Genomic DNA, 15,228 nt, shown 5'->3' on the forward strand with positions numbered 1-15,228 from the left:
GACTTCCCGTCGCGCCGGGCGCCCTTCGTCGTCGGGGCGATCTTCACGCCCCTGTCCATCGCGTGGACGGGCGTCTCATCTGGCGGTCGCGGGCCGTACGATGTGAGGACTCGTAAGTGATGGGAGATAGCTCATGCCCGCCCTCAGGTCTCGCACAGTCACCCACGGCAGGAACATGGCCGGCGCCCGGGCCCTCCTCCGGGCGACTGGTGTAGCCGGGAGCGACTTGGGCAAACCGATCATCGCCGTGGCCAACAGCTTCACGCAGTTCGTGCCCGGCCACGTGCATCTCGCCGAGGTGGGCAAGGTGGTGGCCGACGCGGTGCGCGAGGCCGGCGCCATTCCGCGCGAGTTCAACACGATCGCCGTCGACGACGGCATCGCCATGGGCCACGGAGGCATGCTCTACTCCCTGCCCTCGCGCGAACTCATCGCCGACGCGGTCGAGTACATGGTCAACGCCCACTGCGCCGACGCGATGATCTGCGTCTCCAACTGCGACAAGATCACCCCGGGCATGCTGCTGGCCGCGATGCGGCTCAACATCCCGACCATCTTCGTCTCGGGCGGCCCGATGGAGGCCGGCAAGACGCCGGGCAAGAAGCTCGACCTGATCGACCCGATGATCGCCGCCGCCGACGAGAACGTCTCCGACGAAGAGCTCCTGCAGTTGGAGGAGAACGCCTGCCCCACCTGCGGCTCCTGCTCGGGCATGTTCACCGCCAACTCGATGAACTGCCTGGCCGAGGCCATCGGCCTGGCGCTGCCCGGCAACGGCACGATCCTGGCCACCCACAGCGCGCGCAAGGAGCTCTTCCAGCGCGCCGGGCGCCGCATCGTGGAGCTGACCCGGAGCTACTACGACGACGATGACGCCTCGGTCCTGCCGCTCAACATCGCCACCAAGGACGCCTTCGAGAACGCCATGGCGCTCGACGTGGCCATGGGCGGCTCGACCAACACGATCCTGCACATCCTGGCCGCGGCCCGCGAGGCCGGCGTCGACTTCGGGCTCAAGGAGATCAACGAGATCTCCCTGCGGGTGCCGTGCCTGTGCAAGGTGGCCCCGGCGACCGACAAATACCACGTCGAGGACGTCCACCGGGCCGGCGGCATCCCCGCCATCCTGGGCGAGCTCGACCGCGCCGGATTGCTCCACTCCTCCAGCCCCACCGTCAGCGGCGGCACCCTCGGCGAGGTCATCGCCGCCTGGGACCCGGTCTCCGCGACCGTGCTGCCCGAGGCCGTGGAGCTGTGGCACGCCGCGCCCGGCAACGTGCGCACGGTCAAGCCCTACTCCCAGTCGAACCGCTGGGACTCCCTCGACGTCGACCGCGCCGCCGGATGCATCCGCGAGCTCGAGCACGCCTACACCAAGGACGGCGGCCTGGCGGTGCTCTACGGCAACCTCGCCCGCGACGGCGCGGTGGTCAAGACGGCCGGCGTCGACGAGTCGATCTGGCGCTTCTCCGGGCCCGCCGTGGTCTTCGAGTCGCAGGAGGACGCCGTCGAGGGCATCCTCAACGGGCGCGTCAAGGCCGGCGACGTCGTCGTGGTGCGCTACGAGGGGCCCAAGGGCGGCCCCGGCATGCAGGAGATGCTCTACCCGACCTCCTTCCTCAAGGGGAAGGGGCTCGGCAAGGCGTGCGCGCTCATCACCGACGGGCGCTTCTCCGGCGGCACCTCGGGACTGTCGATCGGCCACGCCTCCCCCGAGGCGGGCGAGGGCGGCATCATCGCCCTCGTCGAGGACGGCGACACGATCGAGATCGACATCCCGGCGCGCTCGATGGAGCTGCGGGTCTCCGACGACGAACTGGCGGCGCGGCGCGAGCGGCTGCTGTCGGAGCTGGGCCGCTACCGGCCGCGCGACCGTCACCGCCCGGTGACCGCCGCGCTGCAGGCGTACGCGGCGATGACCACGTCGGCGTCGACGGGAGCCTCGCGCGACCTGTCGCAGCTGGCGCACTGATCCGCCCCGGGTCAGCCGCCGTTCCCGGCGGCTGACCCTCTTCTCGGGCGATCCCTCGTTTCTCTTGGCTCACCTGGGCTTCATCCCGTACAGGCTTTCGAAAAATGTCGGTGGCGACGTCTATTCTTTGGGTATGACGACAGTCGTGAAGCCCTCCACCCGCTCACTGACGACCGCCGAGATCGCCGCCCTCGCCCTGTCCCTGGCCCACCTCGGAGCCGGGCCCCAGGCCGTCACCGCACGGCGCGGCCTGCGCCTGGCCTTCGAGCACCTGGAAGTCGACGACGACGCCATCGCCACCACCCTGGCGACCCTCACCGAGCCCCTGCCCGCCGACGTGGCCTCACGCGCGCGGGTCATCGCCGACGCCATCACCAGCCGCCTGATGATCCGCCTGCACTACCGCGACGCGTCGGGCACCATCACCACCCGCGACGTCGAACCGGTCACGTGCCTGGTCCACAAGGACTTCTGGTACCTGGTCGGGGTCTGCCGGATGCGGCGCGGCATCCGCGCCTTCCGGTTCGACCGGATCATCGCCGTCGAACCGACGCTCACCCCCGCCCGCCCGCACATGGCGGAGCGGTTCCTGCCGTTCCAGCGGCGGCGGGTGGCGTGATGTGATCATGGTCGGGGCTTGACCGTCCGCGACCCCGGTTGTTGGGGTCGCGGGTGACAAGCTCCGGTTCATGCGCATTCGTGCCTTCTGCCTGCTCGCCTCGCTCACCCTGGCGACCGGCTGCGAGCAGGCCCCCGCCACCCGCGCGTCCATCCCGCCCCTGCCCCCTGCGGCGGGGCGTGGGGTGGACGCCTCGCCGGGGTCGCCTGGCGCGGGGGGCGTGGAAGGATCGACCGGCGGTGACGGTGCCCGAGTGGTGCGAGGTCGGGTGCCTGCCGCCCATGCGCCCTCGTCCGTGGCCGGGAGCCGGGTGGCGACCGAAGGCGGCATCAAGCCGGGCGACGCCTGGCGGCAGCTCGACCGCTCGCTCTCCCGCTACCTGCGCCAGCGCCCCGGCCGGGCGGCCGCCGCCGTTTACGACCGCACCTCCGGCGCCCGATACGACTACGGCGAGGACGAGCACTTCCTGCTGGCGAGCGTGGCCAAGGTCGACATCCTCCTGGCCCTGCTGCTGAAGGCCCAGCGTGAGCACCGGCAGGTGGCGGGCTGGGAGCGGTCGCTGGCCACCAGCATGATCCGCCGCAGCGACAACTCCAGCGCCCACCGCCTCTACGAACGCGTCGGCGGGCAGGGCGGGCTGAAGCGCACCCTGCGCGGGCTCGGCATCCGCGACACCTGGCCGGGTTCCGGCTACTACTGGGGCTCGACCCGCAGCTTCCCATCCGAGCAGGTGGAGGTGCTCGACCGGCTCACCGATGCGGGTGGGCCGCTCACCGCCGTCAACAGGAAGCTGGCCATACGGCTGATGTCGACGGTGGTGAGGGAACAGCGCTGGGGTGTGGGGGCGCTCGACCGGCACGCGCAGGTGAAGAACGGCTGGCTGCCCGCGCGTGTGCACGGCGGGTTGTGGACGGTCAACAGCGTGGGGCGGCTGACCGTCGGGGGGCACGAGCTGCTCGTGGCCGTGTTGTCGGATCACAGCCCTTCGATGGGGGCCGGGATCTCCACGGTGGAGCAGGTCGCGCGCATGGTCGTGCGAGGGGCGCGCGCCGCGGCCCGCTGACCAGCGGCGACCAGCGGCGACCAGCGGCGGCCAACGGCGGCCAACGGCGGCCAACGGCGGCCAACGGCGGCCAGCGGCGGCCAGCGGTCCCGACCGGTGCGGGCTCAGCCGCAGCATCCTCCGCCGCAGCAGCCGCCCCCACCGCCGCCACCGCCGCCCGCCGGGGTGCCGGCGTTGCCTGTCATGGCGACCGTCGACAGCAGCTTGACCGTGTCGTCGTGCCCGTCGGGGCAGGTCGCGGGGTCGCCGGAGGCGGACATGGGGCGGGAGACCTCGAAGGTGGAACCGCAGGCGCGGCAGCGGAAGTCGTATCGCGGCATGCCGCCAGTTTAGAAGGTGATGTGGGCGTAGTCGGAGACGGGAAGGTATCCGATCTCCTGGTAGATCTTGTTGCTCGTCGCGTTGCCCAGGTCGGTGAAGAGCACGACGTGCTCGGAGCGCGTGTCGAGGGCGTGGCGGCTGCCGAAGGCGGTGACGGCGCTGCCGTACCCCTTGCCTCTGGCCTCGGGGGGTGTGTAGACGGGTCCGATGCGGGAGACCCCGCCGGCGGGGGTGGAGACGCCCGCGAAGGCGACGGGGGCTCCGCCGTCCTCCCAGATCACGAGGTCGCCGCGGGCGGTGCGGCGTTCGACGATCTGCCGTACGTCGTGGACGGGGTCGGAGGTGGCTTCGGCGAGGAAGGCCGCGGACCAGGCGGCGAGCAGTCCGGTGTCGGCGGCGGTGGCGATGCGGCCGGTGCCGGGCACGCCGGCGGGGGCGGTCAGTTCGCCCAGGCGGTAGAGGCGTTCGGCGCGGTGGTGGGTGATCCGGCGTCCGGCGGCGAGGGCGTCGGCGAGCGGGAGCGGCCCCTGGACGGCGGGGATCTGGCGCGTGTCGAGCGCCTTGACCAGCGCGGGGACGGCCTCGACCGGCATCGCGGCCAGGCCCAGCGGGAACGGCGGGGTGCGGAAGATCGCGCCACGCACCTCGCCGTCGCCGGTGTACCAGCCGAAGAAGGCGCCGTCGTGCGGCATCCCCGCCCGCAGGTTGGCCAACACGGTCAGCGGGACCGTGTTGGCCACCGGGTCGGTCAGAAGGTACGGCTCGGCATGCTTGGCGTATTCACCGAGGTCTTCGCTGATCGTCCACATGCCGAAATGGTGTCATCCCCGGTCAGGCGGCCGCCTCCAAATATTGTGCCCACTGCGGGTCGCCCAGCAGTTGCGCGCCGATGAGCCGCCAGTGCGCCCCTCGGGGGACGGCGGGCGCGACCCGCAGGGACCAGCCGAGCTCCTCCAGGAACTTGTCGGCCTTGCGGTGGTTGCACGTCATGCACGAAGCGACGCAGTTCTCCCACGTGTGGGGCCCGCCCTTGGAGCGCGGGATCACGTGGTCGATGGTCTCCGCCCGCTGGCCGCAGTAGGCGCAGCGGTAGTCGTCGCGGCGCATGAGCGCGGCTCTGGTGAGAGGGATCCGCGACCGGTAGGGGATGCGGACGTATCTTCGCAGCCGGATGACCGAGGGAACGTCGAGCGTGCAGGTCGCGGAGCGGAGGACCGCTCCTCTTCCGTCGCGGTGCACGACGTCGGCCTTCTCGCGCAGAACCAGAATGACCGCCCGGTGCAGTGACAGGGTGGTCAGTGGCTCGTAGGTGGCGTTGAGCAGCAGGACTTGGCGCATCAGAGGTCACCCCTCTGATGCCCGCGTATCAGAAACACGGGGGACATGCCGCGGCATGTCCCGAATTGCGGCCCCTCCTGGGACCCGGACGACTCCATCACGTGGACCTCCGCCGGACGGCCCGACGGATGGGTACCACGGCACCGTCCTTCCCCAAGTCTGTCGTTACACAAGGGGTGCCCGCCACCATTTATGCCACTGGAGACAGGTGCCCTGGGGTTTTATGCCCTGCCGACCGCACATTTACGCGCGCCCGACCGAGGAGGTTCTGGTAGCGTCTTGAGCCCTTTACAACCAGTTTACGGGGGTTTACGATCATGCGTCGTTCATTGGCGGTCGCCGCACTAGGCCTGGCCGTTCTGACGGGATGCGGGTCACAGACGGGTGGGGGCCCGCAGATCAGCGCCACATCGGCGCCCACCTCCCAGGCTCCGGCGGCCGCCGCCGAGCTGAAGAGCGCCGCCGAGGTCTCCGGCGTCATGGCCAAGAAGCTCGAGGAGCTCAAGAGCTTCCGCGCGACCATGAGCGGCACCAACGCGGGCCAGCCGACCAGCGCCACCATGGCCCTGGAGCTCGTGAGCCCCGGCACGTTCAACATCGAGACGACCACCGAGGTCCAGCCCGGCAAGAAGATGCGCATCCTGATCCTGCAGGAGGCCATCTTCATCGAGACCCCGGCCGGCGAGCCGGAGCCCGAGCCCGGCAAGCCGTGGGTCAAGCTGCCCGGCGACAACCCGATGAGCAAGCTGTTCGCGCAGATCGGCAAGATGGCCGACCCGAGCCAGAGCGCCAGGATGGCGGGCATGGGCGAGCTCACCGCCGCGGCGCCCGACGGCGACAACACGCGCTACACCATCAAGATCGACATGTCGAAGGCGATGGCGACGCCCGAGATGGAGAAGATCCTCGAGGAGATGGTCAGCGGCATCGCGGGCGGCACCTCCGGCGCCGACCCCAAGGCGGCGCTGGAGGCGATGAAGAAGTCGCTCGCCGGCGTCGTCATGACCTACGACGTGTGGATCGACGGCCAGGGGCTGCCGACCAAGGTCGCCACCAAGATGCCGGCGGCCGGGGCGGAGCAGAACATCGAGATGACCTTCTCCGACTGGGGCAAGGTCCCGCCGATCACGGCTCCCCCGGCGGACAAGGTCTCCTCGGTCAATCCGTTCCAGCAGTAGTGTCGCAACCGGGCAGTAGGGTGCTGGCATGTACCCAACTGCCCGCCGCGACGAGATCGTCGACACCCTGCACGGCACCCCTGTCCCCGACCCCTACCGCTGGCTGGAGGACCCCGACGACCCCGAGGTCAAGGGGTGGCTCATGGCGCAGGAGGCGCTCTACCGGCAGGAGTTGGGTCCGCAGCGCTTCAAGGAGCGCATCGCGGAGTTGCTGAAGTCGGGTTCCGTGGGCGTGCCGGCCTGGCGGGGGGAGCGCCACTTCTTCTCCCGGCGCACCCCTGAGCAGGAGCACGCGGTCTACTACGTCGTGGAGGCCGACGGCACCGAGCGGGCGCTCATCGACCCGATGGCGCTCGACTCCTCCGGGCTGACCACGCTCGACGCGGTGCAGCCCGACAAGGAGGGGCGCCTGCTGGCCTACCAGATCTCGGTGGGCGGCAACGAGGAGTCGGTGCTCTACATCATCGACGTCGCCACCGGCGCCCAGATCGAGGGCCCGATCGACCGCTGCCGCTACTCCCCCGTGGCGTGGCTGCCGGGCGGCGAGGCGTTCTACTACGTGCGCCGCCTGCCCGCGACCGAGGTGCCCGAGGGCGAGTCGCAGTTCCACCGTCGCGTCTACCTCCACCGGGTGGGCACCTCGACGGAGGACGACGTGATGATCTTCGGCGAGGGCCTGAAGATGACGAACTACTACGGCGTCTCGGTGTCGATGGACGGCCGCTGGCTGCTCATCCAGTCCCACGAGGGCACCGCGCCGCGCAACGACGTGTGGGTGGCCGACCTGACGGCCTCCTCGCTCGACCGGCCCGAGCTCGTCGTGGTGCAGGAGGGCGTCGACGCCCAGACCGGCATTCACTTCGGGCGCGACGGCAGGTTCTACGTCTACACCGACCGCGACGCGCCGCGCGGCCGGGTCTGCGTCGCCGATCCGGCCTCGCCCACCGAGTGGACCGACCTCATCGCCGAAGACTCCGAGGCGGTGCTGACCGACTTCGCGATCCTCGACGACCTCGACCGGCCGGTCATGCTCGTCGGGTGGACCCGTCATGCCCTCTCCGAGATCTCGGTCCACGACCTGGCGACCGGCGAGCGCGTCGGCGAGGTGGCGACCCCCGGCCTCGGCACGATCGGCGGCGTCTCCGAGCGTCCCGAGGGCGGCCACGAGGCGTGGTTCGGCTACACCGACAACACCACCCCGCCCACCATCCAGCGCTACGACGCCCGCACCGGCGAGACGAGCCTCTGGGCCGCCTCCCCCGGAGCGGTCGAGGTGCCCGAGGTCCGCACCGAGCAGGTGACCTTCCGCTCGAAGGACGGCACCGAGGTGCGCATGCTGGTGATCTCGCCGGTCGACGGCCAGGGGCCGCGCCCGACGATCCTCGACGGCTACGGCGGCTTCGGCATCTCGATGACGCCCGGATACTCCGCCGGCATCCTGACCTGGGTCGAGGCCGGCGGCGTCTACGTCATCTCCCAGCTGCGCGGAGGCGGCGAGGAGGGCGAGGAGTGGCACCGCGCGGGCATGCTCGGCAACAAGCAGAACGTCTTCGACGACTTCCACGCCGCCGCCGAGCACCTGATCGCCACCGGCGTCACCACGAGCGACCAGCTCGCCATCAACGGCGGCTCCAACGGCGGCCTGCTCGTCGGCGCCGCCCTCACCCAGCGTCCCGACCTGTACAAGGCGGTGGCCTGCTCGGCGCCGCTGCTCGACATGGTGCGCTACGAGCTGTTCGGCCTGGGTGCCACGTGGAACGTGGAGTACGGCTCGGCGGAGGACCCCCTGGGGTTCGGGTGGCTGCACGCCTACTCGCCCTACCACCACGTGCGCGAGGGCGTGGCCTACCCCGCGGTGCTCTTCACGGTCTTCCAGTCCGACACCCGGGTGCACCCGCTGCACGCGTGGAAGATGTGCGCGGCGCTGCAGCACGCCACCTCGGGCCAGGGGCCGATCCTGCTGCGTAACGAGACCGAGGTGGGTCACGGCGCCCGCTCGGTCAGCCGTACGGTCGACCTGTCCGCCGACCGGCTCACCTTCCTCGCCCGGCACACGGGCCTGTGACCGGGCGCAAGCGCAGGATGGCGGCCTACGCCGTCGTCCTGCGCGGCCAGGAGATCCTGCTGACCCGTTACGTCGGCATCGACGAGAAGCACTGGACCATGCCGGGCGGCGGGGTGGAGTTCGGCGAGCACCCACACGACACGGTGGTGCGCGAGCTCGCCGAGGAGACCGGCTACCTGATCGAGGTCGACGGGCTTTTGGGCGTCGACTCGATCGAGTGGGAGATGCCCAGCGGCGACGGCAGGCTCCACAGCCTGCGCCTCTACTACGCCGCCCACATCGTGGGCGGCGAGTTGCGCAACGAGGTGGGCGGCAGCAGCGACCTGGCCGCCTGGTTCCCGCTCGACCAGATCACCGGCCTCGACCGGTCGTCGGCGGTGGAGAGCGCCCTGCGTTTCCACGCCGAGCGTCCTCCGACCGGGCATCTGGCTTTCGACAGGCCGCAGGAAAGAGTCATCCTGGGAGCATGAGCGAGTTGCGTATGGTCGCACGCACGCCGGGTCCGGCGCTGCGGCCGTACGTGACGGACCTCGTGGCCTATCGCGAGGAGTATCTCGAGCCGCGGGCGCGCACCGAATACCCCTTCCCGGGGGCGGTGCTGATCATCGGGCTGGCGGCGCCGATGCACGTCGGCGGCGTGCCGTACACCTCGTTCACCGGGGGGCTGAGCGACCGCGCGTCCGGCACGCTGATCAGCGGCGCGGCCGAGGGCGTGGAGGTGCGGCTCAGCCCGCTGGGCGCGCGCCGGCTGTTCGGCGTGCCGATGGGTGAGCTGACCAACGTGATCCTTCCCGCCGAGGACCTGCTCGGGCCCTGGTTCCGTACGGCTGCCGCGAGGCTGGCCGAGACCGGCTCGTGGGAGCTGCGGCTGGAGCTGGCCGAGCGCATGCTCACCGCGCACCTGCACGAGCGGCCGGAGCTGGGGCCGCAGGTTCCGTGGGCGTGGGCGCAGCTGCTCGGGTCGGCGGGCGGGGTCTCCATCGCCTCGCTCGCCGAGTCGCTGGGGTGGAGCCACCGGCATCTGGTGGCGCGCTTCCACGACGAGATCGGGCTGACGCCGAAGACCGCGGCCCGGATGATCAGGTTCAGCAGTGCTCTGCGGTTGCTGCGTGCCGGGCTGCCGCCCGCGCTGGTGGCGGCAGAGGCGGGCTTCTACGACCAGGCGCACCTCAACCGCGATTTCCGCGCCTTCGCGGGTGCGCCGCCCGGCGTGGTCGCGGCGAGCTTCACCGCGGTGCCTCAGCCGGTCTGAGGGCACGCGGGCTCCAGGCGAAGGCGAAGGTCGTCTCCGGCGGGATCAGCCCGTGGAGCCGGATCTCGTTGCTGTACAACCCGACCGCCTCGTCCCCGCGGCCGAGCTCCCGCTGGTGCAGCCGGGCGACCTGCTGGCGGTGCTCGACACCGGGGCCCACGGGATGGTCATGGCCTCCGACTACAACACCCAGCCCCGGCCTCCGGAGATCGTGGTGGAGGGCGGGCAGGCACGCGTGGCCCGGCGCAGGGAGACCTGGCAGGACCAGCCGGTCTTCGAGGAATAGGGCCGGGCTCAGCCGAGGAGTTCGCAGCCGTGGCGCCGGAACAGCTCGCCGAGCTCGTCCGGCGAGCCCGCCTCGTGCAGCCGCTCGATGAGCCTGACCGTGTCGGGCGACATCACCAGCAGATACCTGGCGGGCTCGTCGGAGGGGTTCCAGTAGGTGTGAGGCACACCGGCGGGCCCGAGGACGGCGGCCCCCGGGCCGGCCTCCACGGTCTCCTCCCCGATGCTGAACGCCAGCCGCCCAGACAGGACGTACCAGATCTCGTCGTCCTTGAGATGCCGGTGCAGCGGGGCGATGGGCGTGCCGGGCATGGAGCCGTCGTCGATCCAGTCGGCCAGGAAGAAGGAGTCCTGGCCGATCACCCGTCCGGCGAGGGATTCGGCTCTGATCAAGCTCATATCTTGGCGTCCTAATGGCTAATGTCCTGCTATGACCGACATCGTGGCGTTCAATCGCCGCTCCGTTCAGGCCACCGTGGCCGTCGTCGAGCAGATCACCACGGCCGACCTGGACCTGCCCACCCCCTGCTCCGAGTGGACCGTGCGCGACCTGCTCGAACACCACATCGTCCAGAACCACGGCTTCGCCTTCGCCGCCACGGGCGAGCAGTCGGAGCTGTCACTGTGGCACCCGAAGCCCCTCGGCGGCGACCACGTCGCCGAGTACGCCGCTTCCGCCGAGGCCGTGAACCAGGCGTTCGCCGTCCCCGGCGTGACCGAGGTCGGGTTCTGGCTGCCCGAATTCAGCACGCGGGTGAGCTTCAAGGGGCAGCAGGCGATCGGCTTCCACTTCATCGACTGCGTCGTGCACGCCTGGGACCTGGCCAGGGCCGTGGGCGCCGATCCCCGCATCGACGAGGACCTGGCCGAGGCCTGCCTGCCGATCGCGCGGGCCGTACCCGACGCTCCCGAGACGCGAGGGCCCGGCAAGGCCTTCCACGCGGGCCTCGCGGCGGACGACGACGCGCCGGCGCTCGACCGGGTGCTGGCCATGCTCGGGCGTTCGCCCTCGTGGAGCCCCGGCCGATAGAGGAGACCGTCAGGGCCGGTAGGTGCCGAACCACCACTGGTTGCCCTCGGGATCGGTGCAGCCGTAATCACGGGAGCCGTACGGCTGGTCCACCGGTTCCATCGTGATGTGCGCGCCGGCGGCCTTGGCGTGGTCGTGGTGGGCGTCGACGTCCTCCACCGCGACGTAGACGCCGGGGCCGCCCGGTTTGCCGATGCCGAGCATGAGCTTGTCGTCGCCCGCGACGAGCTCGACGTGGTTGACCACGCCCTCGTCGTTCTTGGACACCTCGTGCACCGCGAACCCGAAGGCCGAGGTCAGGAAGTCGACGGCGGCTGCGCAGTCCTGGTAGCGGACCAGCGCGTATACGGTCTGTGTCATACCGTGATCCTCCCCGGTGCGGCCCAGGTCGTCTTGGAAGAATCTGACTTGTCGGTGGCGCATGACATCGTCAGAGGTATGCGCTACGGAATCAATGTCGCCGTCCTCGGTGGTCTGGCGGAGCCCGGACGCGTGATCGAGTTCGCGCGGGAGGCCGAGGCCGCCGGCTGGGAGGCCCTGATGGTCTGGGACCATCTCGCCTTCGCCTGGGGCGTGCCGTCCGCCGACCCGTTCGTGGTGCTGGCCGGCGCCGCCCAGGCCACCTCCACCATCAGGCTGGGCACCTCCGTCACCCCGCTGGTCCACCACCGGCCCGAGCTGCTCGCCAGGAGCATCGCCGCGCTCGACCGGCTCAGCGGCGGCCGGTTCGTCCTGGGCGCCGGGCTGGGCGGCATGAAGGACGAATACACCAGGTTCGGCCTGCCGTACCCCTCGGGAGCCCAGTTCGACGAGGCCCTCGACGTGCTGTCCGCGCTGCTGGCCGGTGAGGAGGTGCACCACCGGGGCGACCACTACACCGTCGACGGCGTACGGCTCGCGCCCGCGCCCGAGCGGCGCGTGCCCTTCTGGATCGGCGGCACCAGCCCGGCCGCCGCCCGGCGGGCCTCGCGCTGGGACGCCTGGATCATCCCCGGCGACGAGGAAGACGGCTCCATGTCCATGACACCCGGCCAGGTGCCCGGCCACGACGGGCCGCTGGCCCTCATCGGCACGTCGGCGGCCGGGGATTCGGTGGCCGCCTACGGCGAGGCCGGGGTCGACTGGTGGCTGGAGCATCTCCACGAGCGGCGCGCCGACCACGACACGCTGCTGGCGCGCATCCGTTCCGGCCCGCCGCGCTGAGCCGTCACAGGTCGAGACCCGCCAGCTCCCCGCGCGACGACACGCCCAGCTTGGGATAGGCCTTGTAGAGGTGGAAGCCGACGGTCCTGGGGCTGAGGAAGAGCTGGGCGCCGATCTGGCGGTTGGTGGCTCCCGACGCCGCCAGCCGTACCACCTGGAGCTCCTGCGGGGTGAGCGCCGCTGCCGTACGAGTCTCGCCCTCGGCGGCGCCGCCGCCGGCCGCCGCCAGTTCCGCGCGCGCCCGCTCGGCCCACGGGGCGGCGCCCAGGGCCGCGAACCCCTCGGCCGCCGCGCGCAACTGCGCCCCCGCGTCGGCGCGGCGGCGCGCACGCCGCAACCACTCGCCGTACACCAGCTGGGTCCTGGCCCGCTCGAACGGCCGTCCGCCGCGCTCGTGCAGCGCCAGGGCGCTCGCGTAGAGCTCCTCGGCGGCGTCGCGCGGGGCCATGAGAGCGCGGCAACGAAACACGACCGCCCGCGCCCACGCCTGACCGCTGGCCCCCGACCAGGCCTCGAACCTGGCGAATGTGGCCGCCGCCCGGCCGGGATCGTCGAGCCGCGCGCAGGCCTCGACGTGGTCGGCGATGGCGTACAAGGCGATCACGGTGTGCCCGAGCGGGCCGTCGAGCATGCGCGCCACACGATCGGCCGCCGTGGCGTAGCGGGCCCTGACCAGGTCGAGCAGGACCAGCGCCGAGCCTCCCCAGCCCGAGCCGAACCGTTCCTGCGCGGCGCCCTCGGCCAGGCGGGCTAGCTCGGCGCACCGCTCGTCCTCGCCGCGGATCGCCGCGAGCCTGGCCAGGACGCCGTGCAGGTGGCGCAGCCGTACGGCCTGGCCGGTGTCGTGGGCGATGCTCCACGCCTCCGCGCCCGACTCGGCGGCCTTGTCGTGCTCGCCGCTGAGGATCTGGGCCTGGGCGAGGAGCTGGAGGGCGTGAGGCAGGACGGTGACGAGGCCCTGGGAACGGCAATCCGCGACCTGGGCGGCGGCCGTCGCGCAGGCGGCCTCGTCGTCGCCGGTCATGAGGGCGCTGAAGACGGCGTAGGTGCTGACGACCTGGTCACCCGCCAGGCCACCGGGGCTCGCCGGGCTCCGGGAGCCGATTTCAGGGAGGTGGCCGGGCCTGGGTGGGATCGCCGCCTTGAGCAGGGGCAGGCCCGTGGCCGGGTCGTGGGCGGCGACGCGTTCCATGCCGCGGACGGCCGATGCCACGGGCCGCAGGTCCGGTGCGATGGCGGCGTCGCCGAGGGCGGTCACGAGCTCGGCGGCACGGCCGAGCACCGCGTGGTCACCGGCGAACCAGGCCTCCCCCGCGGCCATCGCCACCAGCGACACGGCGTCGTCGGGCGAGAGCGCGGCGATGGCCGCGGCGGCGTCGGCGAACCTGCGCGCAGCCTGCTCCGGATCGCCCTCGTCGGCGTCCACCGCGGCGCGGACCGCCGCCAGCCTGGCCGACATCAGCGGGTCGGAGGTCAGCCGCTCCCCCCGTCCGGCCGCCGCGGCGGCCCTGGAGAGCTGCCCTGCCGCGAGCGCCGCCTCCGCCGCGGCGGCCAGCCATCGGGCCCGCTGCTCCCGGTCGACGGTCAGCTGCGCCGCACGCTCGTAGGCCGTCGCCGCCGCGGTGGTGCTGCCACGGGCCCTGGCCCGTTCGCCGGTCGCCGCGAGGACGACGGAGATCTCCTCATCAGGTTCGAGGGTGGCCGCCGACAGGTGCCAGGCCCGGCGGTCGGCCTGGCCTTCGCTGCCCAGGACCCCGGCCAGGGCGCGGTGCGCGGCGGCGCGCTGGGCGACCGGCGCCTCCTGATAGGCCGCCGCCTTGATCAGGGGGTGGCGGAAGCGGAGCCGTCCGTCGGCGACCTCCACCAGGGCGGCGTGCTCGCCGGGCGTCAGGTCGTCGGGAGCGGCGCCGAGGGTGCGGGCCGCGCGGAGGACCAGGGGCAGACTGCCCGAGCCGTCGGCCGCGGCGACCAGGAGCAGCAGGCGGGTGCGGTCGGGCAGGCGCCGGATCGCGGCGCGCAGCGACCGCTCCAGCCGTCCGGCCAGGGGCGAGCCGGGCTCGGTCAGGGGCAGGGGCGCGAGATGGCCGGCGCGCTGATCGTCGGTCAGGCCCGAGGCGAAGTGGAGGAGCGCCAGCGGGTTGCCCTCGGCCTCGGCGATCACCCGGGCCCGCGCCTCCGGGGACAGCGACGCCGCCTCGGTGGCGAGCAGCCGGTCGCACTCGTCTCGGCCCAGGGCGCGCAGCCGGAGCTCGGGCAGGCCCTGCACGACCTGTTCCGTGCCGTCGCGGTCGGCGAAGATCATCGTGATGCGTTCGGCGGCGAGCCTGCGGGCGGCGAACAGCAGGGCGTCGGTGGAGGCGCGGTCGAGCCACTGCACGTCGTCGATCAGGCAGAGCAGGGGGCGCTCCTCGGCCAGGTCGGCGAGGAGGGTGAGAACGGCCAGGCCGACGAGGAAACGGTCGGGCGCTCCCGGGCCGGGGAGGACGTGGTCGGGCGCAGCGGTTTGCGCTGCGCCGTCGGGGAGGACGCGGTCGCCGGTTCGCGCTGCTCCACTGGGGAGGGCCTCGCCGAAGGCGGCTCGCAGGGCGTGGCGCTGGGCGGGCGGGAGGCGGGTGACGAGGTGGGCCGCCGGGCGCAGCAGCAGGTGCAGGGCGGCGAACGGCAGCTCGGCCTCCGCCTCCACCCCGGTCGCCCTCAGCACCGCCAGGTCCTCAGGCGCTCCGGCCGCGATGTGCGCGAGCAGGGCGGTCTTCCCGATCCCCGCCTCGCCGTACACGATGATCGCGTTGCCCTGGCCGGAGCGTGAGCCGGACAGCAGTGAGTTCAGGAGGGCCGCTTCCTCATCCCTGCCGATCATGATGGCCCGACCCTACCTAACCGGCGTGACGGAGACTCGCGAGGG

16 protein-coding genes are annotated in these 15,228 nt (G+C 72.1%); 10 read left to right on the forward strand and 6 right to left on the reverse strand.

The features are described 5' to 3' along the window. The first annotated feature begins 133 nt into the window (after positions 1-133). The 3 genes from ilvD (at position 134) to ACIBH1_RS13425 (ending at position 3,654) form a co-directional block, all read left to right on the forward strand. A complete protein-coding gene (gene ilvD / locus ACIBH1_RS13415; RefSeq protein ID WP_397313985.1) occupies positions 134-1,972 on the forward strand; it encodes a dihydroxy-acid dehydratase in 1,839 nt (612 codons plus the stop codon). Positions 1,973-2,105: 133 nt separating this feature from the next. Further along, positions 2,106-2,591, forward strand: a complete 486-nt coding sequence (locus ACIBH1_RS13420; RefSeq protein ID WP_397313986.1) for a helix-turn-helix transcriptional regulator — start codon at positions 2,106-2,108, stop codon at positions 2,589-2,591. A gap of 70 nt (positions 2,592-2,661) precedes the next feature. After that, positions 2,662-3,654, forward strand: coding sequence for a hypothetical protein (locus ACIBH1_RS13425; RefSeq protein WP_397313987.1), 993 nt, complete (start codon positions 2,662-2,664; stop codon positions 3,652-3,654). A 104-nt stretch (positions 3,655-3,758) separates the two neighbouring features. Here the strand turns inward: ACIBH1_RS13425 and ACIBH1_RS13430 are convergent, their stop codons facing one another. The 3 genes from ACIBH1_RS13430 to ACIBH1_RS13440 are packed head-to-tail and all read right to left on the reverse strand — an operon-like array spanning position 3,759 to position 5,313. After that, on the reverse strand, positions 3,759-3,974 hold the full coding sequence (locus tag ACIBH1_RS13430) for a zinc ribbon domain-containing protein (RefSeq protein WP_397313988.1): 216 nt from the start codon (positions 3,972-3,974) through the stop codon (positions 3,759-3,761). Positions 3,975-3,983: 9 nt separating this feature from the next. Then, positions 3,984-4,784 (reverse strand): GNAT family N-acetyltransferase, encoded by an 801-nt coding sequence (locus ACIBH1_RS13435; RefSeq protein ID WP_397313989.1) that lies wholly within the window; start codon positions 4,782-4,784, stop codon positions 3,984-3,986. Between the two features lie 22 nt (positions 4,785-4,806). Next, on the reverse strand, positions 4,807-5,313 hold the full coding sequence (locus tag ACIBH1_RS13440) for an HNH endonuclease (protein ID WP_181612254.1): 507 nt from the start codon (positions 5,311-5,313) through the stop codon (positions 4,807-4,809). A 317-nt stretch (positions 5,314-5,630) separates the two neighbouring features. Here ACIBH1_RS13440 and ACIBH1_RS13445 point away from each other — a divergent pair, with 317 nt between their 5' ends. Genes ACIBH1_RS13445 through ACIBH1_RS13465 form a run of 5 tightly spaced genes read left to right on the forward strand, consistent with a single transcriptional unit; the run spans position 5,631 to position 10,094 of the window. After that, on the forward strand, positions 5,631-6,491 hold the full coding sequence (locus ACIBH1_RS13445; RefSeq protein WP_397313990.1) for a hypothetical protein: 861 nt from the start codon (positions 5,631-5,633) through the stop codon (positions 6,489-6,491). Between the two features lie 28 nt (positions 6,492-6,519). Next, complete coding sequence (locus tag ACIBH1_RS13450; protein WP_397313991.1) at positions 6,520-8,556, forward strand: prolyl oligopeptidase family protein; 2,037 nt, start codon at positions 6,520-6,522, stop codon at positions 8,554-8,556. Beyond that, a complete protein-coding gene (locus tag ACIBH1_RS13455) occupies positions 8,553-9,026 on the forward strand; it encodes an NUDIX hydrolase (protein ID WP_397313992.1) in 474 nt (157 codons plus the stop codon). Before ACIBH1_RS13450 ends, ACIBH1_RS13455 begins: the two co-directional genes overlap by 4 nt. Further along, positions 9,023-9,808: a helix-turn-helix domain-containing protein gene (locus ACIBH1_RS13460; RefSeq protein WP_397313993.1), complete on the forward strand. Its 786-nt coding sequence runs from the start codon at positions 9,023-9,025 to the stop codon at positions 9,806-9,808. Before ACIBH1_RS13455 ends, ACIBH1_RS13460 begins: the two co-directional genes overlap by 4 nt. A 52-nt stretch (positions 9,809-9,860) precedes the next feature. Next, positions 9,861-10,094: a hypothetical protein gene (locus ACIBH1_RS13465; RefSeq protein WP_397313994.1), complete on the forward strand. Its 234-nt coding sequence runs from the start codon at positions 9,861-9,863 to the stop codon at positions 10,092-10,094. Between the two features lie 8 nt (positions 10,095-10,102). Here ACIBH1_RS13465 and ACIBH1_RS13470 read toward each other — a convergent pair whose 3' ends face one another. After that, positions 10,103-10,492, reverse strand: coding sequence for a cupin domain-containing protein (locus tag ACIBH1_RS13470; RefSeq protein WP_397313995.1), 390 nt, complete (start codon positions 10,490-10,492; stop codon positions 10,103-10,105). Between the two features lie 31 nt (positions 10,493-10,523). Between ACIBH1_RS13470 and ACIBH1_RS13475 the strand changes: the two genes are divergently transcribed. Beyond that, positions 10,524-11,123, forward strand: coding sequence for a TIGR03086 family metal-binding protein (locus ACIBH1_RS13475; RefSeq protein ID WP_397313996.1), 600 nt, complete (start codon positions 10,524-10,526; stop codon positions 11,121-11,123). Between the two features lie 9 nt (positions 11,124-11,132). Here ACIBH1_RS13475 and ACIBH1_RS13480 read toward each other — a convergent pair whose 3' ends face one another. Beyond that, entirely contained in the window at positions 11,133-11,483 is a 351-nt protein-coding gene (locus ACIBH1_RS13480) for a VOC family protein (protein ID WP_397313997.1), read from the reverse strand. A 78-nt stretch (positions 11,484-11,561) separates the two neighbouring features. Between ACIBH1_RS13480 and ACIBH1_RS13485 the strand changes: the two genes are divergently transcribed. Next, positions 11,562-12,326, forward strand: coding sequence for an LLM class flavin-dependent oxidoreductase (locus ACIBH1_RS13485; protein WP_397313998.1), 765 nt, complete (start codon positions 11,562-11,564; stop codon positions 12,324-12,326). 4 nt (positions 12,327-12,330) lie between these two features. On the opposite strand, the gene ACIBH1_RS13490 is transcribed toward ACIBH1_RS13485, so the two are convergent. Next, the gene (locus tag ACIBH1_RS13490) at positions 12,331-15,183 is read right to left on the reverse strand and encodes an AAA family ATPase (protein ID WP_397313999.1); all 2,853 of its coding nucleotides are present in this window, start codon (positions 15,181-15,183) and stop codon (positions 12,331-12,333) included. Positions 15,184-15,228: the final 45 nt, after the last annotated feature.

It is taken from the genome of Nonomuraea sp. NPDC050663 (genome assembly GCF_044456985.1).
Lineage (GTDB): Bacteria > Actinomycetota > Actinomycetes > Streptosporangiales > Streptosporangiaceae > Nonomuraea.